The organism is Micromonospora sp. DSM 43699 (assembly GCF_055517075.1).
Genome location: NZ_JBTMMT010000048.1, coordinates 1 through 25,522, shown reverse-complemented (window position 1 = coordinate 25,522; position 25,522 = coordinate 1). Strand labels below are relative to the sequence as shown.

The 25,522-nt window shown below is 66.8% G+C and carries 12 protein-coding genes; 5 read left to right on the top strand and 7 right to left on the bottom strand.

What is annotated here, in order from left to right; genetic code table 11:
* Positions 1 to 390: 390 nt before the first annotated feature.
* From AC0AIB_RS21660 to AC0AIB_RS21640, 5 genes are read right to left on the bottom strand one after another with little or no spacing between them, the layout of a single operon-like run.
* Positions 391 to 2,673: a UvrD-helicase domain-containing protein gene (locus AC0AIB_RS21660; protein ID WP_465097358.1), complete on the bottom strand. Its 2,283-nt coding sequence runs from the start codon at positions 2,671 to 2,673 to the stop codon at positions 391 to 393.
* Complete coding sequence (locus AC0AIB_RS21655) at positions 2,670 to 9,410, bottom strand: DEAD/DEAH box helicase (protein ID WP_465097357.1); 6,741 nt, start codon at positions 9,408 to 9,410, stop codon at positions 2,670 to 2,672. Before AC0AIB_RS21655 ends, AC0AIB_RS21660 begins: the two co-directional genes overlap by 4 nt.
* A complete protein-coding gene (locus AC0AIB_RS21650) occupies positions 9,407 to 14,914 on the bottom strand; it encodes a class I SAM-dependent DNA methyltransferase (RefSeq protein ID WP_465097356.1) in 5,508 nt (1,835 codons plus the stop codon). The genes AC0AIB_RS21655 and AC0AIB_RS21650 overlap by 4 nt, the downstream gene beginning before the upstream one ends.
* The gene (locus AC0AIB_RS21645) at positions 14,911 to 17,865 is read right to left on the bottom strand and encodes an SNF2-related protein (protein WP_465097355.1); all 2,955 of its coding nucleotides are present in this window, start codon (positions 17,863 to 17,865) and stop codon (positions 14,911 to 14,913) included. The genes AC0AIB_RS21650 and AC0AIB_RS21645 overlap by 4 nt, the downstream gene beginning before the upstream one ends.
* A gap of 46 nt (positions 17,866 to 17,911) precedes the next feature.
* Positions 17,912 to 19,054: a serine/threonine-protein kinase gene (locus AC0AIB_RS21640; protein ID WP_465097354.1), complete on the bottom strand. Its 1,143-nt coding sequence runs from the start codon at positions 19,052 to 19,054 to the stop codon at positions 17,912 to 17,914.
* 559 nt (positions 19,055 to 19,613) lie between these two features.
* On the opposite strand from AC0AIB_RS21640, the gene AC0AIB_RS21635 reads away from it, so the two are divergent.
* The 5 genes from AC0AIB_RS21635 (at position 19,614) to AC0AIB_RS21615 (ending at position 24,511) form a co-directional block, all read left to right on the top strand.
* Positions 19,614 to 22,238, top strand: a complete 2,625-nt coding sequence (locus AC0AIB_RS21635; RefSeq protein ID WP_465097353.1) for an FtsK/SpoIIIE domain-containing protein — start codon at positions 19,614 to 19,616, stop codon at positions 22,236 to 22,238.
* On the top strand, positions 22,235 to 22,903 hold the full coding sequence (locus AC0AIB_RS21630) for a hypothetical protein (RefSeq protein WP_465097352.1): 669 nt from the start codon (positions 22,235 to 22,237) through the stop codon (positions 22,901 to 22,903). Before AC0AIB_RS21635 ends, AC0AIB_RS21630 begins: the two co-directional genes overlap by 4 nt.
* A gap of 66 nt (positions 22,904 to 22,969) precedes the next feature.
* The gene (locus AC0AIB_RS21625; protein ID WP_095563279.1) at positions 22,970 to 23,230 is read left to right on the top strand and encodes a hypothetical protein; all 261 of its coding nucleotides are present in this window, start codon (positions 22,970 to 22,972) and stop codon (positions 23,228 to 23,230) included.
* Positions 23,231 to 23,254: 24 nt separating this feature from the next.
* A complete protein-coding gene (locus AC0AIB_RS21620) occupies positions 23,255 to 23,890 on the top strand; it encodes a hypothetical protein (protein ID WP_465097351.1) in 636 nt (211 codons plus the stop codon).
* A 192-nt stretch (positions 23,891 to 24,082) separates the two neighbouring features.
* Entirely contained in the window at positions 24,083 to 24,511 is a 429-nt protein-coding gene (locus tag AC0AIB_RS21615) for a hypothetical protein (protein WP_357892999.1), read from the top strand.
* Positions 24,512 to 24,549: 38 nt separating this feature from the next.
* Here the strand turns inward: AC0AIB_RS21615 and AC0AIB_RS21610 are convergent, their stop codons facing one another.
* Positions 24,550 to 24,951: a hypothetical protein gene (locus tag AC0AIB_RS21610; protein ID WP_465097374.1), complete on the bottom strand. Its 402-nt coding sequence runs from the start codon at positions 24,949 to 24,951 to the stop codon at positions 24,550 to 24,552.
* A gap of 2 nt (positions 24,952 to 24,953) precedes the next feature.
* Entirely contained in the window at positions 24,954 to 25,235 is a 282-nt protein-coding gene (locus AC0AIB_RS21605; protein ID WP_465097350.1) for a hypothetical protein, read from the bottom strand.
* Positions 25,236 to 25,522 lie beyond the last annotated feature (287 nt).

Below are 25,522 nucleotides of genomic sequence, written 5' to 3'. Positions count from 1 at the left end.
CACCACCTCGTGGTTCACGCCGCGCTCCTGACGAATCGAACTCATCGACGGCAACCGCCTCACCTGCCTGATCAAAGAGCACATCGGCAAGGACATACTGACCGGAATCAAGCGCCTGCGGACCGCGACAACAGGACCAGAAGGTGCCAGCGCAGCAACCGCCAGTAGCTGAGGCAGGCGAGGGAACGGCAGCCTGAATCGAGCAGTCGCATCAGGGCGTGGTGAACGGCACGCCTTGTCGCCGACAGGGCGCTGCTCTTGGTCCGACTGTCAGGGGTTGTCCCTCCTCCCCGCCGTGACCGAAGAACGGCTCGGGAACAGCGTTCAGCGGCATAGCGGCAAGCTCATTTGGTGACGGGAAGTACGCATTGCGCGTGGGCGAAGACCGTTTCAGCCGTTGACCACTGGATCCAACAAAGGGCTGGGTGCACCGTGCCAAGTGATGGCTAGTACATCTCGGGCGCGGGTCGCGGCAACGAACAGCAGCGACCGGGCCTTGCGTTGCTCGAGCTCGTACCGCTGCGGGTCGGACCGGCGGTAGCGTTCGATGTAGGGACGTGGGATCGCGCCCTTGCGCACTCCGATGATCGCCAGCCGCTGATACTCAAGGCCCTTGAATCGGTGCATCGTCCCCACGTGAATCTCGCCGTCACCACGCGGCCCGTCCTTAGTGAGCTCGGCGCAGGTCAGGCCGCCCTGTTTCTCCAGGTAATCGATGACCTGGGTCAGCTGTTCGTGATCCGCGACCGCGACCGCGACGTGGCCGGACGGGTCTTGGCGGGCGCCATCGTCGTCCGTCGAGAGTTCGTCGCGCCATCCCTGTAGCAGGGTTCCGACGCCGGCCAGTTCGCCCGGCCAGTTCTGATATCCCAGGAAGGTCGGTTTGGGGCCGTGCAGCACAGACCGGTATCCGGAGAGGTTGTCGATGCCGTCGTCGAGATCGTCGTAGACGGTCTTGTTGCCCTCAGCGATCCGGAGGGCGTGTACCAGGATCTCGCGGGTGGTGCGGTAGCTGAGTGTCAACCGACGTGAGCGGCCCCGAATGTTGATGCCCAGGGCACCCAAAGAGACCTGGTGATCATAGATCCGCTGGTGGGTGTCGCCGGCGATGAAGAGATCATTCGGGCCTGACTCAACCATGGCGCGCAACATCTTCCAGTGAGCGGCGCGCAGGTCCTGGGCTTCGTCGACGACGACGTACCGGTATCGGTACACGAAAGGCCGAGAGCCGGAGCTGTCGTCAGCCGTCGCAGGCGAGCTCCGGTACCGCTCCGCTGCGACGGCGCGTTCGATCTCGAAGCGGGCGGCGCGTTCGGCAGCCTGGCCCCAGGTCTCGGCACCGAGCTTGTCCAGACGAGCGGCGAACTGCTCGATTAGCTTCCAGATCTGGCTGCGTTCTGGGCGGGTGAGCGCGCGGCCACGCCCGCCCCGTCGGGCGCTGAAGTAGTCCGACCGGCTTGTCAGTGCCTGGCCGAGAATAACTTGCTCCCATTCGTCGAGGAGAAAGTCGGCCTCCCAGCGCTTTTCGTCGAGTTCGAGAAGGAGCTGCCGCATCTCGATCATGGCTGCCTGATCGCTGATGCGCTTGCGCCGGTTGCGCTGGTCGGTGTTCTCACCGATGACGCGGGCGGCAAGCTGGTCGATGTGCATGACGTCAACCCTCGCCAGCAGCTCCGGTTCGCTTATCAGGGAGGTGAGGCGGAGCCGCAGGTCGGCAGCGAGGTTGGCGGTGAAGGTTGTGAGCAGAATCTGCACGCCGTCGTCGGTCAGCTGCTCGACGAGATACTTGACCCGGTGCAGAGCGACGACGGTCTTGCCGGTGCCCGGACCGCCGGAGACGCGGGCCGGGCCGGTGTATTCACGCCGCGCGGTTTTGGCCTGGGTCGGATGCAGGTAGTGCTTCCAGCTACGGAAACTGCCCTCGTCTAGGGCAGCCTGCACGTCGTCGTCGATCGACGAGACATTCGTTCGGCTGACCGCAGTGGAGATGTCGGCGAGGTCCGGCTCAGTTGGCAGTTTCACTGGGCGGGTAACCTCTTCGAGTACTGAGTCGATGCTCATCCCTGCCGCAAGTCCGTAGAGCACGTCCTTGGACAGCAGCGGTGCACCCGAGACGAGTCGGTCGAGTTCCTCATCAGTAGTGACAGCCAAGGCCAAGTCGATGAGCTGCTCGGCAACGCCGAGGTCGCGGAGCTGGTCGGCCGTGTAGGCACCGAGTAGGGGCGGCCGGTCTGGAACCTGATCGGGCTCTCGAATGGGAGCCGGCGTTGGAGCTACATCATCGGGCTCGGCCGGGGTGAGCGTGATCCCGGCACGCTGCAGGGAGCTGTCGCCCATCACGGCGAGATCGACGAACTCCAACTCTCCGGTGACGCGGTTGACCGCGACCTGGAGTTCGTCGTACACGTCCTTACGATGTCGGACCGCGATGATCAGCCAGTGCTGGCGGCCACGCTCGTCGGTCTCGACCGGAATGAGCAGTGCCCGATACGACTGGTTGATCTTGGCGCGGTGGATGCGGGAGTCGCCTTTGAGCTTCTTCAGGTCCAGGCCGGGCTGATCCGGGTTCTTCCGAAACCGGTGACAGAAGTCGTAGAACAGTCCCTTGACCGTCCGGTCGAGCTTGTAGAGCTCTTCCTCGGCCTTGTAGTGCAGGCTGAGTCGCGCGGTCATGACTCGGAGTCTTCCATGTCGGGCAGCAGGTCTTCGAGTTCGTCGAGGTGTTGGAGCCACTCGGCCGCGGTTCGCATCATCCAGCCTTCCTCGGCGTATGCCTCGTTCCGGTGTCGTGCGTCGGTGTCATCACCGTGCAGGGCCACTACTGCGATCTTGAAGTTTGGCAGGAGCCAGGCGAAGTCGACCTGCCAGCGGCCGGCACCGAGTTCGTAGCCGAACACGGGTGCGCGTTTGCCCCGGTCGGCCAGCCTGCGGGCGAGGACACCGAGATCACCGCCGTGTTCCGGCTCATCGTCGAGGATCTCCAGGATCTCGTCGTCCCACTGGTGGTCCCGTGGTCCGGACGTCACCGCAGCGGGTTTGTCGACGCTGACCGTCGGCTTCGGCAGCGGCGGGCTGTTCAGCGAGTCGAGTTCACCGACGCCACCGCAGACGAGGAGGGTGTCAAGGTCGAGTTCGGCGGCGGTACTGTAGGCAAGTTGGACTCCGTCACCGCCGGCGTACGCGAGGAACTGGGTGAGGTTCGTCCAGTAGAGCCACGAGCGCCAGCGCCGCCAGTGGCCATCGCCGGTGAGTGCGGCGTCACGGTCGTCGAGAGCCGCGAGCGCCGTCCAGCGCGGGTGGTCCGGATCCTTGGCGTCGAGGGTGACGATGATCGGCAGCCCGCACTGATCGTGCGCCCGGAAAGCATGCAGCGTGGCGTCCGGGTCCCCGGCAGGCGGGGGCTGTTTGGGTTGACCAGCAGTGAGCCCGTTGAGTTCGGCACGGAGTGTCCGGGCCAGTTCCCGGCGATCGGTCGTCGCCGTTAGTAGAGCAGTTCCTGGCTCGGCCAGCAGTCCGGTCACCATGGCGCCCACCGCTGACGCCCACCGCTGCTCGTCGGGGTCTCGCAGGTAGGCGATCAGAGAGCTCACCGGATTGGTGTAGATCATGCCGGTCAGCTGGGCCCGGTTGCCGTCGAACTCCTCGTAAGCGTCTTTGGCCTGCTCCTGCGCCGTTCCTGAGTACGGCGGCCAGACCGGCCGGGTGGAGGTCGGCCGCTGCTCGAACAGCTCGATGTCGGACCAGGTGACCTGGAAGACACGGTGGCCCTCGGCGCGCAGGACGGTCCGCTGCCGGGCGTCCGACGCGATGCGGTTGTGCTCAGGGGTGGCGTGGAACCGGAAGCCTTCCAGGTAGACGGTGACACTCTGGCTGGGACCGTCCACCCGATTGAAGGTGAAGTCAGTCCTGGTCCGGCGCAGCTGCTGCTGGGCAGTCATCCGCCAGTGGACCAGGTCGGTGCCGCGGGCAAAGCGCAGGTGTCCGCTGGCATGGCCGTCCTCGTCGAGCGATACGTCGTCGGTAACCGACACCCAGCCGCGCATCAGGTCGAGGAAGCGCTGTTCGAGGTCGGATTCGAGCTGGCCGTCCAGTCCGATCTTCCGGGTGTTGGCAACCGGTTCGATCTCCCATCCGTCGTCGAAGAGCAGCGAGCTGATCATCCGGAGCGCGGTGTTGCGGGAGACAAGGTCCTGCTGCGGTTCGGGGGTATACCGGTGCAGGCAGCGATGGCAGGCCCGGCGCTGCTCGTCCTTGCACTTGCAGTCGAGCAGCGCGGCGTATGCCTTCAAGAGCACCTTCTGGAAGTCTTCGGCTTTGGTGAGCCGGTCCAGGTAGCCGGTGCCTCCCGGAAGCCGGTCGTAGAGAACCAGGAACCAGCGGCGTTCCCCGCTCGCCTGGTCCGGCATGGAGGCGACGGTGGTGTCCAGGTGCTGCGGGTCGCCACCGAAGTGCAGGTCCACGCCCATCCGCAGCGCCGCCCGGAAGGAGTGCACCCGGGTGTCGACGTCGGCAGCCGCAGCCGGAAGGAGGATGCGTAGCGCCTCTGTCCGCAACTGGTGGGCGAGCAGGACCTTCTCCTGGGTGATGTTGTCCGGCTTGCCCCGGCGCAGCGGGCACCATGGGCGGTGATTCTTCAGCTGCGGGTTACGTGCCTGGGAGGAGCTGAGAGCGTCCGATTCGAGATTGAAGACCGGCTGGCCGTCCGCACTCGTTGCCCCGCATCCGGTGCAGACGTGGAACGGATTAATCCGTACGGTGTGCCCGGCGAAGTCGTCCCGCGGCGGCGCGTCATAGCGGGCCGGCCCGACGTTGATGCGCCGGATCATCGCGCGCCGGCAGTAGTCGACGCCGAACGTCTGGTGCGCGTGCCGCCACGAACCGGGGGCGATCTCGTCGTCGGGGAAGTCGACCGCGTCAACGACGGTGTAGAAGCGACGGTCGCGTTCGTCCTTGTCGTCCCGGATCCGGGCGTCTTCCCGCAGGTCACGCGAAGTCACGGTCGACGGCTCGACGATCTGGAAGAGGCAGCCGTCGTCGGCGATGTAGGTGCTGTCGCAGCGGGGGCAGGCAGACCGGTCGTGCACGGCGTCTTCCGTGCGGACGTACCCGCAACCCGGGCAGACGCGCCAGTGATGCCACTCGGGCCGGCCAGACGTGATGATGTCGATGCCGGTGATCTGGTGGCGGTAGCCGTTGACGTAGAAGGTGTTGCCGGGGGCGAACTCCTCCAGGGCGTATCGGCGGGGCCGCTGGTAGCTCACCGGTTTCGACTTGTACCGGGACGTCTTGCCGTCCTTCGGGCTCACACCGTCCGGCCCGTACAGCGTGGCGTTGAGTGTGGTGACCGTGTCGACCAGAGCGTAGTTGGGCAGCAGGCCCAGATCGCACAACGCGCCCTGCGCCGTGGTGTTCCCGAGGTCCATCAGCCGTTTGCCGAGCGCACGCCGCTCGGCATCCAACATCGCCTTCTCATCCGCCTCGTCAGGGTCGGAGTCGTGCAGCTCGTCGTAGGCCTCGCTGATCGTCCGGATCCGGGCCCGCAGTCCTTCGTCCTGGCGTCGCCACTCCCGCTCGGCTTCCTCCAGCGCCGCCCGCAGGCCGTGTGACGCGTACTCGATAAGATCTTTACGTGCATCTTCGGTGACACCGCGTGGCAACAGGTCAGCGCCGTCGTCGCGGGGAAACAGCCGAAGGAACCCCGCCACGAGTTCGGCAGCTTGGGTGACGGCGACCTCGATCAGGTCAACCAGATATCCGGACGGTCCGAATAGCGCGTTCACCCGGTCCGGCAGCGCCCGCAGTACGACGCCGTCAGGGCGGGTAAGGCGGCCGGTCGCGGCCAAATCGAGAAGGTGGGCGAGGTACTGCCGGCGCAGGATCTCCACCGCAGACAGGTAACAGCCCGGCGGCACGATCATCCCGGCGATGAGTTCCTTCGGCTGATCCAGGAAATACAGGTCGCGCCGGGAGCGGTCGGCGATGGTCAGCAGGAACGCGTTGCCGGTACGCCGTCCGGCACGTCCGGTCTGTTGGGCGTAGCCGGCCGGGCGCCGGGGCAGCGCGGCAAGTACCACAGCGGAGAGGTCCCCGATGTCGATACCCATCTCCAGCGTTGGCGTGCAGGACAGGACGTTCGGGTTCTTGAACGCCACTACGCCCGTCTCGTCGGGCTTGCGGCCCTGCTTGAACGCCTGCTCGACCCGTTCCCGCTGTTGGCGGGTAAGCATGCCTGTGTGTTCGGCGGTGTTCACCTGATAGGTGCCCGCCTGCCGGTAGAGCCGGCGGTAGTAGTCCTGGGTGTAGTCACGGTCACGCTGGTGGCGCCCGAGTTCCATCGGCCGGTTGCCGGCGATCAGGCGGCCAGTGCGGCACCGATAGGCCGGGCACCGCTGGCCGTGCCACTGGTCGAGCAGTAACGGATGCACCGTCTGCTCCCAGAAACAGACAGGGCAACGTACGAAAGCCTCCCGCACCTGGCCGTCGTCCAGCAGCAGGGCTTCGACGTTGCCCGGCTGCAGGCCGTAGATGCGGGCGGAGGAATCATTCGGGGTACGAACCGACAACAGCCCAGCCGAGGCCAGCTCAGGCAGCAGCCGATACCAGAACTCCGGGATGACCTCCCGTGCCAGCCCGAGAGTGCGTCCCGCCCACCGCTCGTACCAGGACAGCCGGCCGGAGGCCACATCGAAGTCACTGCCGTTCTTCGGCGCCGCGAGTAGGAACTTCGGTGCCGCGACCCGGTTCGGAAACGCTCGCATGCCCTGCGGACGCTGTCCCCAGATGAAGTACCGGCTCGTCCCGGCCTCGTCGATGTACTTGCTCAGCCACTTGTGCGAGACAGCGCCGCGGCTGCGAAGCCGTTCCAGAAATACCCGGACGAAACCCAGGTAGGTGGCGTCGTCGGCCTCCATGATCGGCAGGCCGTCCCGGCCCAGATCGAGGTGGATCTCCTTGACCATTGCCGTAATGGCGCCCGGATCGGCGAGGTGGATGTGCGCCGCCGCAGTGCGGGTGAGCTCCAACGTGCGGCCGTTGCGGGAGCGGAACCCGAACTCCATCAGCGTCTCGAACGCCAGCCGCTGCCCGATCAACTGCCAGGTTGCGATATCGCCACCACGCCCACGGCCGGACAGCAGGCGGTCTACACCGAGCAGGCCATGCAGATCTGGAGGTACGACCGCAGCGAGGGTCTGCGGATCGGTCGTCGCCGACACCACGTCGGCGATCAGGTCGTTCAGAGCGGTGGCGGACTCCTGACGCAGGTGCGCGGCGAGCAACGCCCGCAGAGAGAAGGTGTACGACCGGTTCGCCACGAAACCGGCCCGATGCGCCGCGTCCTGGACCGAGTCGTTGAACATGAGGGTCTTGTCCTCGAACGCCCTCTTGTCCAGCTCCCCAGCGGTGAACAGCTGCGTGATCGCCGCTGCCGCCAGCGCTGCCGCACCGGTACCGAGGAAGCGGATGGCGTTGCGCTCACCGCACGCCGGGCACCAGTCCTCCGCTGCGGCCGTGTTGGCCGTCGAACCAAGGTTGACCAGTAGGAACGTCGAGTCCCGTGCGGTCAGCGCGGGTTGCCCTTCGTCGTTGTAGTCGGAGCCCGGGTCCGGTAGCCGCAGCCGCTGCCGGACGGCGTCCAGCACCATCAGCGTCCCGCCAGAACCGTGTGCCGCCGACGGTGCTCCGACGCGCTGGCCGGCGTCGCGCATCGTGTTGCGGCCAGCGCCCTCGGCGGCCTCCCGGTCGGTGGCCGCGATCAGGTAGCGGATCCGGACCTTGTCCTGCCCCGTCGATGCCCGGCGGATCTTATAGCTGTCGAACTGGACATCCCAGTCGTCGCTCTCCGGCGAGAAGACCGCCCAGCCGGAGCGACCACACTCCCGGCAGTAGACCGCCGGCAGGAACAGGTTCGCGGCCTGCCCGGCGGTCGCGGTCGTCACGGGTACCGTCACCACGCCCTGATCGGTGCCGGGATCGCGGGTTCCGGCGACGTCCCACCGGAACTCCGCCTTCGGCCACGGCAACACTCCACGCAGCAGCCGGGTCACCGCGCGAGCCCACTGGTGCACCTCGACATGCACGAACGGCCGGAGCTCGCCGGGCGGAGACTGAGGATCACGGGCGTACGAGAGCAGCGCCACGAACCTGGCCAGCGCCGCAGCGGCCTTCTCCGGCTGCCGAGTGATCGCCGACGACCAGCTCTGCGCGCCGGCACGCCACATCAGCCGTAGCACGTCCGGGCCACTCTTCACATCGCCCTCGAGAGCGATGAGCAGCGCCTTGGTGAATAGGTGCCGTTTGAGTCGCCTTCCGAGCTCGATCTGATCCAGATCGTCGACACCGGTCACAGCATGCGCCAGCAGCAGGAGCGCATCGTCGCCGCTGGTGGGGTCCGGCAGAGCGAGCAGCTCGTCCGGCGTCGGGGTCGGCAGGATCACCTCCTCGTTCGGTAGCTCCCCGATATCGCGCAGTGGGATGAACTCGTCGATGGTAAGGCGATCCTCACCGACGATCGCCTTAGCGGTGAACGGGGTGCCGAACACCGCTGTCGCCACCTTCAGCAGATCCTCGGTGGCTCGCTCGTCGGACGCCGAAGCGAGCGTCGCCGAGGTGGCCACCGGGCAGATCGGGCCCAGCGGGCGGCCTTCCTCGGCAGCGTCCACGACGGACGCGAGCCGGCGCAGCAACATCGCGACGTCGGTACCCTGCGCGCCGTCGTAGGTGTGGAACTCGTCCACCACCACGTAGCGAAGGTCCGCGTCCTGCCACAGCGGCGCGTCGTCGACCCGCTGAAGGAGCAGGTCGAGCATCTTGTAGTTGGTGATCAGGATGTCCGGCGGGGTCAGCTGCATGTCCTGCCGCCGGGTGTAGACCCGTTCGTACTGGATCGCGGCCCGGTCACCGATGTAGAGGCCGGCCGTCACCGTGCCCAGCTCGTCGCGGTGCCCGAGAAGCAGCTCGTTGATCCGCTGCGCCTGGTCGGTGGCGAGCGCGTTCATCGGGTACAGCAGCAACGCCTTCACTCCGGACCGCCCGGCCACCCGCTCCCGGCGACAGTGATCGAGGATCGGGTAGAGGAACGACTCCGTCTTGCCGGAGCCTGTGCCCGTGGTCACCAGCGTCGGCTCCGGCACGTGACCATTCGCCGAGCTCAACCGGGCAAAAGTCCGAGCCTGATGGGCGTACGGCGTCCAGCCCTCCCGCCGCCACTCCAGATGCTGCTCCCAACCCGTCGCCGCCGTGGTGAACGGAGTCCTGATCCGCAGGAACGGCCCACGGAACATTCCCGACGTCTCGTTGCCGAGGAATCGGTGCAGCGCCTCCCGGGCACCCTCGTCGGCCAGCGCGTAGGTGGTTGACAGGTACTGCAGCAGGCTCTCCTTCAGCCCGCGCGCCTCCAGGGTCGGCCTCACTGGTTCGCCGCCTTCCGCGTGACCGGATCCCACTCACCGCGAGCGATCGCCGCATCCAGCCGAGCCTGGAACACCGCGTGCGCCGCTGTCATCTCAGCCACCCGGTCCGCCTTGTAGAACGGCGGCGTGAATCCCTCCGGAGGCGCAACGGTCTTCGGATCGGCCTTATCGTTCTGGTACGCCTCGAACTGCGCCCAGGTCGCCTTGGTCTGCCTCTGACCGATCGTCCGAGCGTCACCTGCAAGCTTCCAGCCCTCTGAATCAAACCAGGTCACAGCTTCGAACTTCTGGAGCACAGGGAACCGCCCCTGATATGCGGCAATGAGAGCGTCGGCATCCAATCCTAGCCACACAGCCACGAGGGCGTCTATCTCGACTAGCGCTGCCCGCCGATCTCGTTCGGTCCGCAACGGAGTTTCCGACGTCCACTCTGGGCTGACTTCGGCCAATGGCCGCGATCCGGACCAGTCCAGCGCCCACGCTTCAGTGTTCGTCCACGCCGGGTCATAAACCTCCGCCCAAAGGTCACGGTATGCAGATGTAAGACAATTGAGTCTTAGGGTCCGCAGAAGGAGTGCGCAGGCAAGCGGGTGATCTTCATCGGGTGCGGGCATAGCTTTGGCTCCGGCGACGTAAAGATCGCTCCGGCCGGTTGCGCGAAGGAGGTAGTCAAGAGGCAAGGATGCCCAGAACCCTGCCACCAAGACGTTAAGGGAGTTACTCGGCATTGCCATGGAGTGCATTGAATCGATGTGGGCAGTCCCGGGCGGGATAAGGGCTGCATAAAGGGCGCGTTGGGTGTCCGGAGCGATCTGGCGGCGCCACGCCATTCTGTAGAAATCGACATATGGCCGCCGGGAATTCTGCACCAGAGCCGCGTCCACCTTCTCTGGGCCGATCTTCGCCTCAGAGGTGTTCTCGACCTCGGCGATTAGCGCCCTCGTGCGGCTTAGGACCTCTTCGTCGGAGCGAAGACGCGCCAACTCCGCGTGATCGATCCACAGATCATGATCCTGTCGACATGCCTCCCTCCGTCCAGGAACAGCGACATACCCGGTATCTGGAACGAAGTTTGATGGCAAATTTACAAGGTCCGCCCCATATGGATCATTACTGTTTGCATTATGGCGTTTGAATATTGAGGTAGCAACACCAATCTGGTTTCCCTTAAGGATTACCTCATCCCAATCCTCCGGCCGATACTCCTGGCCAGTCGAGGGATCCTCACGATTGTAGTCGATAAGATTCGTCTTCTTTGCGTCTGATTCATGGAAGCCCGACGAAATCTGGGGGCTCATGGAGCCAAGTCGACGAGGGTAGGTGGCTAGTGCCTCGATTGCGGAGGCTTCGGCGGTGCTGACCGGGAATAGCAGGCGTGCCTGATTTAGCGGCCGGTCCTCCTCGCCGACCAGCCTCCGCCAAACTGCAAGAACTTTTTCGTCCACAATGATCACTCGGTTTCGATGTGGACGTTCGTCAAGCTTGCCCTTGTATCGGATGGCTGGAGCTTCCCCAGTGCCGTCATGCGTCAAGGAGAGGGAAAGTGAACGCGCAGAGAAAAGCCAGGAAAGATGTTTAAATCTAACCACCTGCCTTGCTCCGTAGATATGGATTCCGAAATGACTTGATTCACCTACTGGCTTCGGAAAAAATCTGTGGCCCGGATTGGAGAAGTCTCCGTGGATCCGGAGCCTCTCGTAGGCCGCTGCGCGCAGCCTTCCCTCTTTCTGTCCCGTATAATGAGTATTGGGATGCAGCATTCCGGCGGTTCCATGTCGAGAAGCGTGCGCCCAGACGCGGAACATGAAAGCCCGGTAAAGGTCCGGCTGAGTGCCTGCCAGCAACGGGTAGTTCTGAGAGCCTCCAACAAACGCTACGGTCGCCCTATTGCTAGTGAGTTCGTCGATCAAAAAAGCCTTGGCGGCAGGCCTTTGAAGCAGTTCCTGCCGTCTGCGTTCTTTGCCCATCTCAGACGGACGGTCCACCAGCTTGAACCAGGGCTCGTACTCGGCCATCACACCGTCGACATCCCAGCGAGGCCGGACCCACGGTGGGTTGCCGACCTGGAGGTCGAAGCCACCTCGTTCGGCGAAGATGAGCGCGAACTCCAGCTCCCAGTGCAGGAAGCCCTGCCGGTCGGCGATGTCGCGGACGACCCGCAGCCACGGGAACCGGTCTTCCGGCGGCTTGGTGTCCATGTTCAAGAATGCGGACAGGGATTTCTCGAAATCCTTCAGCTTGTCGAGCGTGTCGTACGCGTCGAGGAAACTGTTCTGCGGGACGTCGGCGGTGCCGAGGACTGCTTCGAGGAAGTCGAGCCAGTCGTCGAGGTTCTTCAGGGGGATGACTCGGCGGAGTGCCGGTGCCGAGGACTTCGGGGCCTTCGCGGGCCTCTTCTGGGGCTGCTGTGTTACGGGTGCTGGCTCGGGCTCCAGACCCCAACCAAGTTCGTCGAGGGTCGTCTGGTCGCCGTCCATGGGGAAGAGCGTCATCGGCCGCGAGATCATGCGCCGGGCAACTGGTGCCGAGGGCGCAACCGCACTGGTTGGCGCCTGCTGTGGCAGTTCGGCTGGTGACTCGGTGCCGGGAACCGTGGTGTCGATCAGGCTGGCCAGGCTGGCGCGGGTGATGCCGCCACTGACCTCGTACTCCTCGTCGGTGCCGTCCAGCAGCCCGGCCTGGTCGGACGGCCAGAACCAGAGGGCACACCAGGCGTCCATGACCAGCTTCAGCCGCCAGTACGGGGTGTCGACTGCCTCGAAGAGGTCCCGGAGCACGTCCTCCTTGGGTGTTGATCGCTCTTGCTGGTGCAGGAAGCCGTACTCGGGTTCGTCCGCCCCAGCTCCCCAGATCGGGATCCGCCGGGCGATGTTCTGCTCGGACATGTCCATCCGCTTGACGACCGCGGCCCAGAGGAACTCGACTCGCCGGGCGGCGTCGCGGAGCCGGGTGAACTGGGACGGCTTCTCCTGCTGCGGCTGCTGGGTGCGGACGACCAGTTTCGGGGTGCCGTCCGCCTTGAGATGTGAGGTGTTCCGCGTCGGTCGCTGGAGGATGCCCTTCTTCCAGTCCGCGAGCTTCTTGTTCTGGTCGGTAGAAAGCTGTTTTGCCTCGGTGTTGCCGGCGACAGCGGCCCAGCCCGGCGTGGGCAGGAGAAACTGGTGCACAGCGTCGGCCGGCAACGGCTGAGGGTCGCCGTACACATCGCGCATCGGCAGCGGAGTCGGGGCCAGGGTTCCCTTGGCCTTGAGCCACTCCTTGGCGGTGGAGCAGACGTCGTCGGCAGCGTAGATCGCGCGCCGGGCGCCGATGAGCGAGTTCCCACGCCGCAGGTGCAGGCCGAACCAAGGCGCGAGCATGCCTGGGTGCATGGTGTTGAGCCACAGCGAGACCTCGGCCAGCTCGACGCCGGTTGGGTTGAGGTCGACGCCATACGCGTTGTGTAGAGCGATGTAGGCCTTGACCCGCTGTTTCTCGGTGAGCACCTGCCCGGACGGGATGGACCGTCCCAGTTCGTCCTGCCGGCGGCGCAGGTATTCTTCGGCGACCTGGTTAATCGCCTCGTTGAGAAACGCGCCGGAGCCGAGCGCTGGTTCGCAGAGCCGGTACGACAGCAACGCCGCCGCCCGGGTCTTGATCGGGTTGCCGCCAGCGTCGCGTTCCTGGTCGAGCCGCTCCTTGAGCGCCAGCTCAACCGTGACCTTGGTCAGTGACTCCGGCGTGTAGTACGAGGCGGAGGTCTCCCGCTCACGGCCAGATAGCCGGTAGACGAACGAGCCCTTTGCGTACTTCTTGACGCCGCGCAGGCCGTACCGAGCGTCGGCCTCGTTGTAGCGGACCAACGTCTCGTCCGGGTAATCCTGCTGGCGGTGGGCGGGCACCAGCCACGAGCCCTCGTCTGGGTTCCCTTCGCGGGCGACCTCGCAGAGTTCCTCATCGGCGATGATGCCGGTGTAGGACATCAGGCCCTCGTAGACGGCGCCGAGCTGGTTGATGCCGAGGTTACGGTAGGAGACGAAGCCGCCGCGCTCGCCCTTCTTGCCCTGCTTCAAGGTGAGCAGGCGCAGCACCTGGTGCAGGGCCGCGTTCCGGGGCCGTAGGTCGAGCCAGCGCGGATCTTCGTCCTCGTCACTGCGCGGGTCGAGGGTGCGGGTGCCGATCAGCCGGATGGCGCCCGGTTCGAGCAGGGTACTGCGCAGCGCTTCGAACCGCAGTCCATGATCCTCGCTGCGGCGTTCGGCCTTCTCCTTGCGGGTCGCCTCATCATCGCCGGGGAGGTCGTCGTCGGGTTCGGTGCCGTACTGCCGGTGCCCGAAGTTGACCTTGTTGAACAATAGATCGAGGGACGCGTACAGATAGAAGCCGTTTCTCGACTCCTCCTCGACGAGTTCTTCGTCGAGGGCGCACCGCTCCCGCAGCCGGGCCATCGAGTAGCCGCTCTCGTAGCTGCCGTCGTCGGTCGGCAGGATGCCCAGCTCGGGCCGGGCCTCGGCGTAGAGCAGGAAGAGGACCCGGTAGAGGTATCGCAGGCACTCGCGGGTCAGCTCCCGGGCGAACGGCAGCTTCGGACCCTCGATGTCCTCCGGGCGTACGTTGTTGCCCGGCTCTGCCATACGGAGCAGAACCTCGTTGGCGAGGATCTCGACGGAGCGTTGCAGGCCGTGCCGCAGTTCCTTGGAGACGCCGACGGCGTTGGTGCTGGAGTTCTTCAGCAGTACGTCGATACGGCGGGTCGGATCGTTGTCGCCGGGGCGCAGCATGTCGCGGCTGAACAGGGCGGCGATAGTCGATAGCTCGCCGGTCTGGGTCCGGTCGAAGCGTTCCAACGCCGTGTCGAGGTTCGCGGCGAGATAGCGCCCCTCGGCCCAGGTGCCGCGGTCGGCGAGGATGATCACGCCGCCGTGCAGCAGCAGGACGAAACGCGGGTGGGCGCCGCCGGGACCACCGATCTCACTCTGGAACAGCCACGACGCGAGCGCCGGCCCGGTCTCGTACTTCTCGGACCCGGTGACGCGCAGGGGATGCAGCAGGCGCCCGGCACCGTTCGGGTCGAGAGCCGCGTCGGCGTTGCCGGTCCAGCCGCAGTCCAGGGCGATGATCTCGTCGGTGTGCAGTGCGACAGTGACGGTGTGGTCGCGGCCAGCCCGGTGCGCGACGAGTTCGACAGGCGCGGGCTCGAAGCCGAGTGCCCGCAGCACCTCCTGGTGCCACTCAGTCAGCCGCTTGCGCCACTCCGGGTTGTCGTAGGTGGCCAGGCGGATCAGGCTGTCGCCGTCGGCCTCAGCCGAACCGGCGAAGTAGCGCCGGCCGTCCTCGCCGAGGTAGCTGCCGCGCAGGCCACGGATGAGCTCGCGCGGTGTACGCCGTGGATCGTTCTCGTCGCCCTCGCGCCCGGTCCAGGTCGCGAACATCCCTTTCCGCAGGTCGGCGTCCAGGTCTTCGGCCAGGTAGTGCGCGGAGAAGTACTCGCCCCGGTTGGTGAGTGAGTCGTAGTCGCGGCTCATCGGTGTGTTCCCTTAACCCCGTCAGCGAGCGGTTCCAGCACGGCCAGCAGGCGCAGCATCGGCGCCCCGACCGACTCCAGCGACGCCACCAGCTGAATCAGCCGCTCGGCCGTGCTGTCGACCTGCCGGTGATCCGGCCGTGACCCCGCGAACAGCGCCTCCTGTTTCCATGTGCTGACCTTCTTGCGGTACGGCGCCAGCGCCTCCTTGATGCCGTCGCGGTAGCTGCCCTCGATCTCGCTGAAGTAGCGGCGAGCTTCCTCGATCGCGTCTGATACCAACTTCGTCAGTCCGTCCAAGTCACTTGGTACCGCGCGGGCCGGCATCCGCGGACCGAGACCGTATTCGGCCAGCAGTGCTGGAGTCAGCTCCCGGGTCTCGGGGGCGTCGGGTAGGCCGGTGACCGCCATCCACTTGACGATCGTCGGCCGGCCGAGCCGGTTCGATGCGATGCCTTGGACGAGGAAGACCGGCTCGGTCACACTCGCGGTCAGGACCGGTGCCTCATGCCGGCCGACCTCGACGAGCACCTTGTCGGTGAGCCAGTCCAGCACGGGATGTACGTCGGTCACGTAGGAGACCGTCGGCCATTGCGAGTCCGAACTCTCCCGTGCGGCCGTCAACCGGTTGTCGGCGAGATCCTTTGAAAAGGTGATGCGCAGCCGGCCGGGCGAGTCCGGGCCGGGCAGGATCTGCTGCTCCTTCAGATACGAGCGGGGTAGCGACCGCAGTCGGTACAGCAGGTCCGCCGACGGCTCGAACGCGATGGTGCCGTTGTCGTCGCGGTAGAGCGACAGTTGGTCCTCGGGGTTGGGCCGGCAGATCTGCCGGAGACCCTCGTCGAAGTAGTCCGCCGTCGAGGAGAAGAGTGTCAAGACCTCCGCTCTGCGGATTTCCTTGCGTTCCGGGACAGCGCCGACCTGGCCGACGAGCTTGGCCAGGAACCCGGTCCGGCCGGCGCGGGACTTCTTGATCGACTGCTCGACGGTACGGCCGGCGACCAGGTCCTTGATCAGGCGATCCTCTTCCTCTGACGCCCGGTACAGGCCGGTCACCGCCTCCGCAGAGCCCTCGATCTTGTGGGCTTCGGCTTCTCTTGCCAAAAGCTTCTCGCCGACCAGCCGGTCATCCAGAGTGCGTGCCGCGCCAGACTCCGGATCGGTGCGCCACGGCAGGTCGCTGGTGAGCACCAGTGCCCGAAACTGCGGTGAGTGTTTCTGCCCGTACCGGTCGATGCGGCCGTTGCGCTGCTCGATGCGGATCAGTGACCATGGCAGGTCGTAGTGGATCAGGATGTGGCACTGCTGGTGAAGGTTGACGCCCTCGGAGGCAATGTCGCCGGTGAACAGCATCCGGACTGGGGCGTCACGCAGGCCGAACGCTTCGACGATGCGCTGTTGCTCCTCGTCCGAGGTCGATTCGCCGTGCATGACGTGTACAGCGCCACCGAAAGCCGTCCATGGTTTGCGATCGGTGACCTCGGCGGTGGCTGGAAACCCGAGCACAGCGGGAACGGTCTCGGCCAGCCAGATGAGCGTCGGGATGCGTTCCGAGAAGATCACAACTCGGGTGTCCAAGCCCGGTCCGACGCCGAGTTCACGCAGCTGCGCCACCAAGGCGGTCAACTTCGACGCGTCCTCGTCCTGGACGTGCCCAGTCAGTTCCTGCAGCGTCAGAAGCGCTGTCCGCTCCGCAAGGCGCGCCTGATCGCCCGGCTTCTCGGCCAAGGACGTGTCGATCGTCTTCAACCGTGTCCGGATCGTCGCCAGCAACGCCCGGTGCGAGGAGAGGAACGACTTGAGCAGCTGATACGGCATCAGCTGATGGGTGCTGACCGAAGTACGGCCCTCGGTCGGGATCCACCGCTGGATCAGTTCCGCGAAGACTGCGGTCTCTGCCTCGCTGGCCTGAACGTGCACTGGCGTCGACGGTCCGCGATCCGGCCAGGAACCGGTCAGCGAGTCGCGTACCTCGGGCGAGGTCTTCGTCCGGCGGATGTAGAGATGTTCGAGCTGGTCGACATCGTAACTGCTCGGATCAGCGATCGCGGCCTCGTCGAGCATGTGAATGAGCTCGGCGAACGATTCCGCCCGGCCGTTGTGCGGCGTGGCTGACGCGAGGATCAGCGCGTCGGTCTTGCGAGCGAGCAACCGGGCCAGCTCGTTGTTCTGGGTGCCCCGGTTGACCAGGTTGTGCGACTCGTCGATGACGACGGCGTCCCAGTCGGTCTGCTCCAGATGATGGGCGTAGACGGCGCTCTTCAGCGTGTCCACCGAGATGATCGCCCGCTTGAAGTAGGCGAACGGGTTACGTCCCGCCGGAATCTCCCGCTGCACCCGCTGGATGCCGGTCGAGTCCAATCGGACTAGCGGGATGGCGAACCGCGTCCACATCTCCCGCTGGAACTGCTCCAGGATGTGCTGCGGCGTCACCACGAGGATCCGCTCGCCGCGACCGCGTCGGATCAGTTCAGCCAGCAAGATCCCGATCTCCAGGGTCTTGCCCAGGCCCACCACGTCCGCGATCAGGATCCGAGGCTGCGGGTTCTTCATCGACAGCGCCAGCTCAGCCGGCCGCAGTTGATGCACCTGCGGATGCATCAGGAACCCGTCTGCGAGCGCGAGCCCGTGCTCGGTCTGCGGCAGCGCAGTCTTGCGGAATACCGCCTCCAGGAACAGCCGGGCCCGCCGGTGGTTCGCCGAGTCGTCCGCCGCCAGCTTGGTCTCGCGCGGATCGAGGATTCGGATGTCGTCGAGGCTCTGATAGAAGATGGCTTCCTCGCCGCGGACGAACGGCGACACCCCAGTGACCTCGATCATCCATCCGTCGCGCCTGGTGAACGTGCTCTTGCGTATCAGCCACTGCTCGTCACGTACGAGTACCTGCGACCCTGGAGGGAAGCCGGCCGACACCTTTCCCTCGCCGGTTGCGGTCTCGGCCTCGATATTCACCCTTTGCCCCGCTCCTCGTTCTGCTGTTCGACCGCCCTACACCCTGCTACAGGGTCGGTTGGGCCGCGTAGGCGGCTCGCAACTCCGCCGCCACCCGGCTGGACGCCGGCCGTCGCGATGGACGTTCCCGAGGCCGAACCAGTGGCTCAGAGGCCTCGGGCTCCGCGATCTCTGGCCCCCCCGCTTCCACAGGTTCGGGAGTTGCCGGCGGCACATCGAGCGGCCCATCTGCATCCGAGCCGCCCTCGGTACTCAGCTCGTCGAGCCTTGCTTCGATCGACGGCGACGGCACCTGGCCCTCCCGCAGACTCGGATTTCGGCCGGCGGTCCTGCCGATCAGAGCCAACCGTGCGTCGGCCGGGCTGATAGAGGCGTCCCCCAGCAGTTCGGCACAGGCGGCAGCCACGTCGGAGATAGTCGGACGTTCCTCGGCCTCGAAGGCGAGCATCTTCCGCAGGAGTGGGAGCAGGCGGGCGGGGACTCCAGTGAGATCCGGTTCGATTTCAGGGTTCGTGATCTGCCAGATGATGGCTTGCCACGACGGCCCGTCGTACGGATAGTGCTCGGCCGCCGCGTACAGAAGAACTGTGCCCAGCGCGTAGACGTCGGCCGCCGCGGTAACCCGCGGGTTCCCGCCGGCCTGCTCGGGCGGCATGCACCGCACCGAGCCGATGATCATCCCGCTGGTCGACAGGGAGTCGTGCGACGACGAGGCATCGACGAATGCCGCCAGACCGAAATCAATGATCACCGGGCCGTCTGCGCCGAGTATCACGTTCTGCGGCTTCAGGTCCCGGTGCAGGAGGCCGGCACCATGCACCGCCTCCAGGCCCTCCGCGACGAGCGCGCCAAGGCTCGCCACCAGAGCCACGGGCAGCACCTCGTGCTCGCGTACGTACTCCTGCAGGGTGTAGCCCGGGACGTACTCCATCGCCAGCCAGGGACGGTCCGCGTAGGGGTCCGCTTCCAGGAACCGCGCGATGCGATTCGTGCCGATCACCGTCCGGGCGACGGCGGCCTCACGTTCGAAGCGGGCGCGGGTGACCGGATCCAGCCGATCACTTCGGATGACCTTCACCGCCACAGGCGAACCCGCCGGCGAGTATCCGAGGAACACCTCACCCATACCGCCGCTGCCGAGCTTTCGACAGACCGCGTATCGGCCGATGCGAGACGGGAGCTCACTCATCCGACATTCTGCGCTTTTCCGCCCACCGTGCACCCAGATCCACTCTGGCCAGTGTGCCGAAACGGCGCACCGACCGCGAGCCACGACGCGCTCCGTGGCCAATCAGTGACGTCGCTGTAGCTGAAAAGCCGACGTTCACACCTCTTCAGTCCCTTGACGTCGTCATAGCCCGGCCGCTGCGCCGGCTGATCGAACGGAAGATGCGTGAGGTCCCCAAGCGCAACGTAGTTTGGCACGAGCGCTCCTCCCCCAATGGAAACCTGATGAGCAGCTACATGCGCCAGCAGCTGACCACCGTGATGCGGTTCCCACTCGTGAGACCTCCGCCAACGAGTGGGCTCCGGGAGGGGCAGCAGCAGGCCGCCGCCCCGCGGTGACACGCGGCGGCCGGCTACCCCGTGCTGGCGGTGTGATGGCTTAAGCATGTCCTCGCCACAGTAGAGACCACCTCACCACCATCGCTCAGCACGCTGAGCAATACGGGGCTGACTACGGGTGGTGTCGTTGGATAGGGTCGGCGCCAGAGATCGCGGTCCATCGGTCCGGGGGAGACGTTGGCATGGAGTCGGTGGCGTCGGCCTTCGGTCGGGCGGTGACGGCCCATCGAGAAGCGGTATCGCATGCGGAGGCCGCCCGTGCGCGGTTGCGCGCTGGTGCCGGCGGGGACGGCGTGTCGGCGCAGGCCAGTGAAGATGCTCGACGTTTCGCTGCCGGTATGCAGCGAATGGCCGAGGGACTGACGCCGGGCTGGCTCGGTTGCCAGCTGGACACTGCTGCCGCGAGCCTTCCGACAGGTGTAGATGCGGCTGCGAGTCGTCCACTTCCTGTTCGGCTGGGTGAGGCATCCCCGGTCATTGGCAGCGTCTTCGGTGTCGTCGTGCCGTTCCTGGGTGCCGGTCATCTGACCATCGACAACGACGCCCGCGATCCGTCCGTAGCGCGGTGGCTGCGCGGGTTGCTGCTGCGAGTGCTTGCGGCGTTGCCGGATGGGGCGCTTCGGGTCACGGCTGTTGACGGGGCGACGCTCGGTGCGGTGTTCGGTCCGTTCCGCGCGATGGTGGAGGCGGAGGCCTGGCGGCGCCCCGCGATCGACCTGCCGGGTTTCCAGCAGGTGCTGGCGGAGGCGGAGGAGCGGATAGAGCGGGTTCAGGCCGGCGCGGCCGATCCGTCGGTGCTGCTGGTGTGTGTCGCGGCGCTGCCACAGGGCGCGGGGCGTACGGAGTGGTCGCGGTTGGCGGCGATCGCGCACGCCGGTCCGGCCGCAGGTGTGTTCCTGCTGGTGGCCGGCTATCCGCCGCCGCAGCACCCGGGGCTGGAGGCGGCGCCTCGCTTGGAGCGGACGACGCATCTGGCGGTAGCCGGCAGCGGATTGTTCCGGGTTTCCGACCCGCCGGGTCCGTACCGGTTCAGTGAAGACGGCACGGGCTTGGCGGTGCCGATGCGGCTGGACGGGGGCCCGCCGGACGAACTGGTCGAGACGGTCTGTCGCAGGTTGGCGAAGGCGGCGCGGGTACAAGCGTCAACGGACTTCGCGGCGTTGATGCCGACCGAGATTTGGCAGGAGTCGTCGGTCGGCGGGCTGCGCACCGCGGTGGGTCGAGAGGGCCGCGCCGAGTGCGTGCTGGCGCTGGATGATGCGACGCCGCACTGGCTGGTGGGTGGTCGTACCGGGTCGGGCAAGACCGTCTTCCTGCTGGATGTGCTCTACGGTCTGGCCTCGCGCTACTCCCCGGACGAGTTGGGCCTGTATCTGCTGGACTTCAAGGAGGGGGTGTCGTTCTCGGAGTTCACCCCGACGGCGGTGGACCCGTCGTGGATCCCGCACGCCCGCACCGTCGGTATCGAGTCCGATCGGGAGTACGGGCTGGCGGTGCTGCGCACGCTATCGCGGGAGATGACCCGCCGGGCGACGGAGATGAAGCGGGCCGGGGTGACGAAGCTCGCCGACCTGCGGGCCGGGCGGCCGGACGTGGCGATGCCGCGGCTGGTGGCGGTGATCGACGAGTTTCATGTGCTGTTCGAAGGCAACGACGCGGTGGCCCGGCAGGCGGTGGCGCTGCTGGAGGAGCTGGCGCGTAAGGGCCGCTCGTACGGCATCCACCTGGTCCTGGCGTCGCAGACGATCTCCGGGGTGGAGGCGCTGTTCACCAAGACCGAGTCGATCTTCGGGCAGTTCCCGCTGCGGGTCGCGCTCGCCGGTGGCGGCGGGATCCTCGACCAGCTCAACGATGGTGCCGACAACCTTCCGATTGGCGGAGCCGTCATCAATGCGGCGGCCGGGATAGTGGGAGCGAATCGGGTGATCCGCTTCCCGAACGCCGATGCCGCGTCGGTGACCGCACAGCGACACCTGCTGTGGAACGCCCGCCCGCCGGGCGACGCGCCACCTGCGGTGTTCGCTGGCTACGCCGAGCAGCATCCTGACGCCGATCCCACCTTCGTCCGCCTTTCCCCGGACGTGCGTCGGCGGCGGGCCCTGGTCGGCCGCGCCGTCGACGTCGGCCTGCCGACCGCCGGGTTCACCCTCGACGCCACTCCAGGTAGCCATCTGGCCGTGCTCGGCACCTCGCCGGTCGGTGCCGACATCCTGTACGCAGCCGCGGTCAGCCTGGCCCGCCAGCACGCCCCCGGCACCGCCCGCTTCCTGGTCGCGCCGCTTGTCGCCGCTGCCGACGAGGCGGCCGACGCCGCCGTCGAGGCGATCACCGCAGCCGGCCATCCGTGCGAAACGATCACTTCGACCCCGTATCGGACGTATCTGGTCGACCTCGCCCAGCAGTCCGAGCCTGGCGGCGGGCAGGCGACGTACCTGGTGGTGTTCGGTGCCGATGCCGCGACGAACCTCCTCGCGGCCAGCGACCCGACCACCTACCGCTCCGGGCACGAGGACCTGCGGGCCGTGTTGGCCAACGGTCCCGGCCACGGCGTGCACCTGCTCGGCTGGTGGCGCACCCTGAGCCGGTTCAATGACGACCTCGGCCCCACCGGCGGTGGCGAGGTCGCCTGCCTCGTCGCGCTCAACCTGCCCAGCAGCGACATCGGCTCCCTGCTCGACGACTACGCCTCCGAGTGGCAGTCCCGACCCAACCGGGCCCTGCTGATCGACCGCAACGACAACCGCCGCACCCTCATCGTCCCCTACGTACGCCCCGGCACCCTCGACCAGATCGACGACCTCACATGACCGACCCAGTCACCCCGATGCCCCGCGACGGCGGCTGGGCCGCCTACACCGACCACGCCCGCCGCCTCGCCACCCTGCTACGGAACGAACGCTCACGAGCTGAGCAGCAGGCCGCAGCAAGCCGCAGCGGTCGGGCCGCTCTCGACCAGATCACCCGCCGGCTCGCCGCCCAGCGCCAACACCTTCACCAGCTCGCCGCCACGCTGCGCCTGCCCGAGCCGCACATCGGCGGCATCGCCCCCAGCCCGGTTCCCGACCCAGCCGAGGCCCTGCGCCGGGCCGCTGCAGCCGCCGACGCGGCCGACGCCGCCGCCGAGCACGCCCACCGGCAGGCCGCGCAACCACCACTGCTGCCCGGGCTCACACCGCTGGCCCGCAATGCCCTCGTCTACACCGCCGCAGCGACCCTCGGCACCCTCGCCTCACTGCTGATGTTCGCCGTCAGCCCCGACGCCGACCTCGGTGGCATCCCATGGCAACTCGTGCCCTGGTCGCTGTGTGGGCTGCCCGCGCTGGCGTTCTTCGCCGGCTACCTCACGATCAGCCTCGTCGGCCAACCGCGCATCGGCGGAGGGGGTACCCGGTCCGCCCGCGCAGGCGGAGTGATCTGTTTTGTCGGCATGCCGATCTTGTGGTTCATCTTCATTGCCGCGACCCGAGGCTGAACCCGCAGACGCACCTGCCACCGGTGGCGGGGCGTTGGACACCACGACCCAGGAGAGGAACATTCAGTGGCCACCATCGGAGACATCAAGGCAGGCCTGGCCCACGGCAAGTCCGAGGCAGACAAGGCCCTCGCCCAGCTCGCCGGCGTCAACGCCCAGGTCGACCGGGCCATCGCCGTGCTCCAGGCCCTCGCCGCCGGCACCCAGCAGCCCGCCGTCATGGGCGCCATCGGCAAACTCAGCGCCGCCAAACAGAAGTTCGGCGAGGGTGCCGGCCTGATCCAGGCCGCCATCGCCCAGACCGAGAAGTACAACGCCGTCCTCTGACTCCGATCCTCGGAAGGTCACCCGATGCCCACCGTCATCGTCCCCGTCGGCCTCAATCTCGGCCCCTCCTACCGGTACGTCATCCCGCCCGATCCGACGCCGGAGTACTGGGAGGTGCGGCTCGGCAGCGACTCCGAGGAACTGACCGACGAAGAGTTCCAGGTATGGGGGCGAGCCTTCCTCGACCCAGAGCGGCACGCTCGCCTGGAGGTCAACCGCGAGACACTTCAGCGGGATGTGATCGCAGCCGGCAACGGACCTGCCAACCCCGGGCCGGTCATCGACCGACTCCTCGGCCGAGGGCTACTGATCGAGTTCGACCCGGACGGCGAACTGGAGAAGGCGCTCCGGCGGATCAAGCTCCACCCGCTCGCGGAAGGCATGGGCAACACCCCCGAGGAGCCGGACCGACGCCTCATCGGCCATAACGGGCAGGCGCACGCGAAGGTCAACTACACCGTCTATGGCATGTGGGCCTACTCTTCGAGCGTCGGCTCGCTATGGGACGCGTGCGCTGACTTCGAGGCAGGTGCGAAGGAGCAGCGCGAGGCCGGCGAGGACGTGGAGGCAGCTACCGCCGCCGAGGTGGCAAGCGAGCTCGCCAAGACTCTTCCGATGCTGGTCGCGTCTGGCTGCGCATTCCTCGACCTGGCGCGGTAGCTGTCGATGGCCTGGACGAGAGGGCGTGGCCAGCGGGGACGAACCAGGGACCTGGGCAGACCCGGGGCGCGACAGAAAGCTGCTGGCGCGCTGACGGCAACGGTCGGTGCCCTCCGTGACACCGCCATCGAGTCCGCTCGGGAAGGCATCACCAAGGTCAGCGAGAAGGTCGGGAAGGTGGCTGGCGCTGGGATTGCTGTGGCGGCCACCGCAGCAGTCGATGCCGCTGGCCACCAGCCCTCACCTTGGGTGGCGGTGGGTGCTGCGTATGCCGGCATGAAGGTCGGCGGCCTGGCCGGGCGGGCCATGAACGCCGGACTGGATCGGATCACCGCCGGGCGGGGTGGCGGTCCCATCGGTTCGGTCATGGCGGAGTTGAGCATGGTGCTACAGACGCTCGATCAGGTGGGACGCGGCATCGCCGAGGTCGTCGACTCGGTGAACAAGGCCCAGGCTCACTTCCAGAAGGTCAGCCGGGGCGGGGGCAACAACCTGCTGAACAGCGCGGTGCGTGCGTGCCGGCAGGCGCCCGTCCGCCTCGAAGAGGGCGTGGACGAGGTCAAGCAGGCCCAGGATCTCGTCGGTAAGCATTTGGTGGCGGTGGCGACGGCCGGTGGCTGAGCACCGGCCGTCACCGCACTCCACCACGCCATGAAGGGTCAGCCAGCCGCCGGGTCGCGCGGTGCCGGTTCGTCGGCTTGCGGGAGCCGTTGGATGCTGGGCTGGCGGGGACCTATATCGCTCTGCTCGTCGTAAATCGGCTCTACCTTCCGCTTGCCCTCGGTCGGCTGCCGTGGCGGCATGTCGATGCCGATTGCTCGGGCGTACTCGGCGAGGATGCCGCCTGCTTCGGCGAGCAGCCATGAGCCGTCGCGGAGCTTGACTATGCCTTGGGCGTAGTTGCCCAGCGCCCGGTTGACCAGGGGGTTGGTGGCTCCGGTGGTCAGGGCGCGGAACTCGGCTCGGGCGTTTTCGGCATCCTGGATGACGACCTTGGTCAGGTCATGCTGTTGGCCGATGGAGACGTGCAGGTCTCGGAGCGCGGCGGCGATGTCGGGCATGGTCACGGTTGGTACCTCCGGGTGAGGTCGGCTGCGGGATCGGGGCCGGCAGTGATGCGGCGGGCGTTGATGAGCTGCGGTCGGGTGGCGCCGGGCGTTCTTCGGGGCAGACGGCCGTAGCGGGTGAAGGTGGCGGCGGCTTGCTCGTTGGTGGCGCAGGGGCCGACGAGCTGGCAGCGCAGGCAGTAGCCGGTGGCGCTGGAGGTGACGTGCTCGTCGAGCGCTCGCTGGGCGGCCGCGAGCTGGTCGATGGCCGCTGCGGACAGGTAGACGGTGGCGGCCACGTCATTCCTGCGGCTGTGGGAGGGCAGCGACGCGGGCGAGGACGCGCCGGAAGCGGCCGGCGCGGCCGGGCGAGCACAGCTCGATGCCTTCGAGCCACACCCACTGGCCGTCGTACCAAAGGCTGAGGTCGAGGCGGACGCAGACGATCCGCAGCCGAAGCGGAACGTGTCAAGGGATTGAGGCCAACGGGAGTTAAGCGGCTTGTCGTTGTGGCTCGGGTTTGTTGATCCAGACCTGTTGGGGCAGGTCGAGGATCTTGGGCAGGGGTCGGGTGGTGCCGAACCGT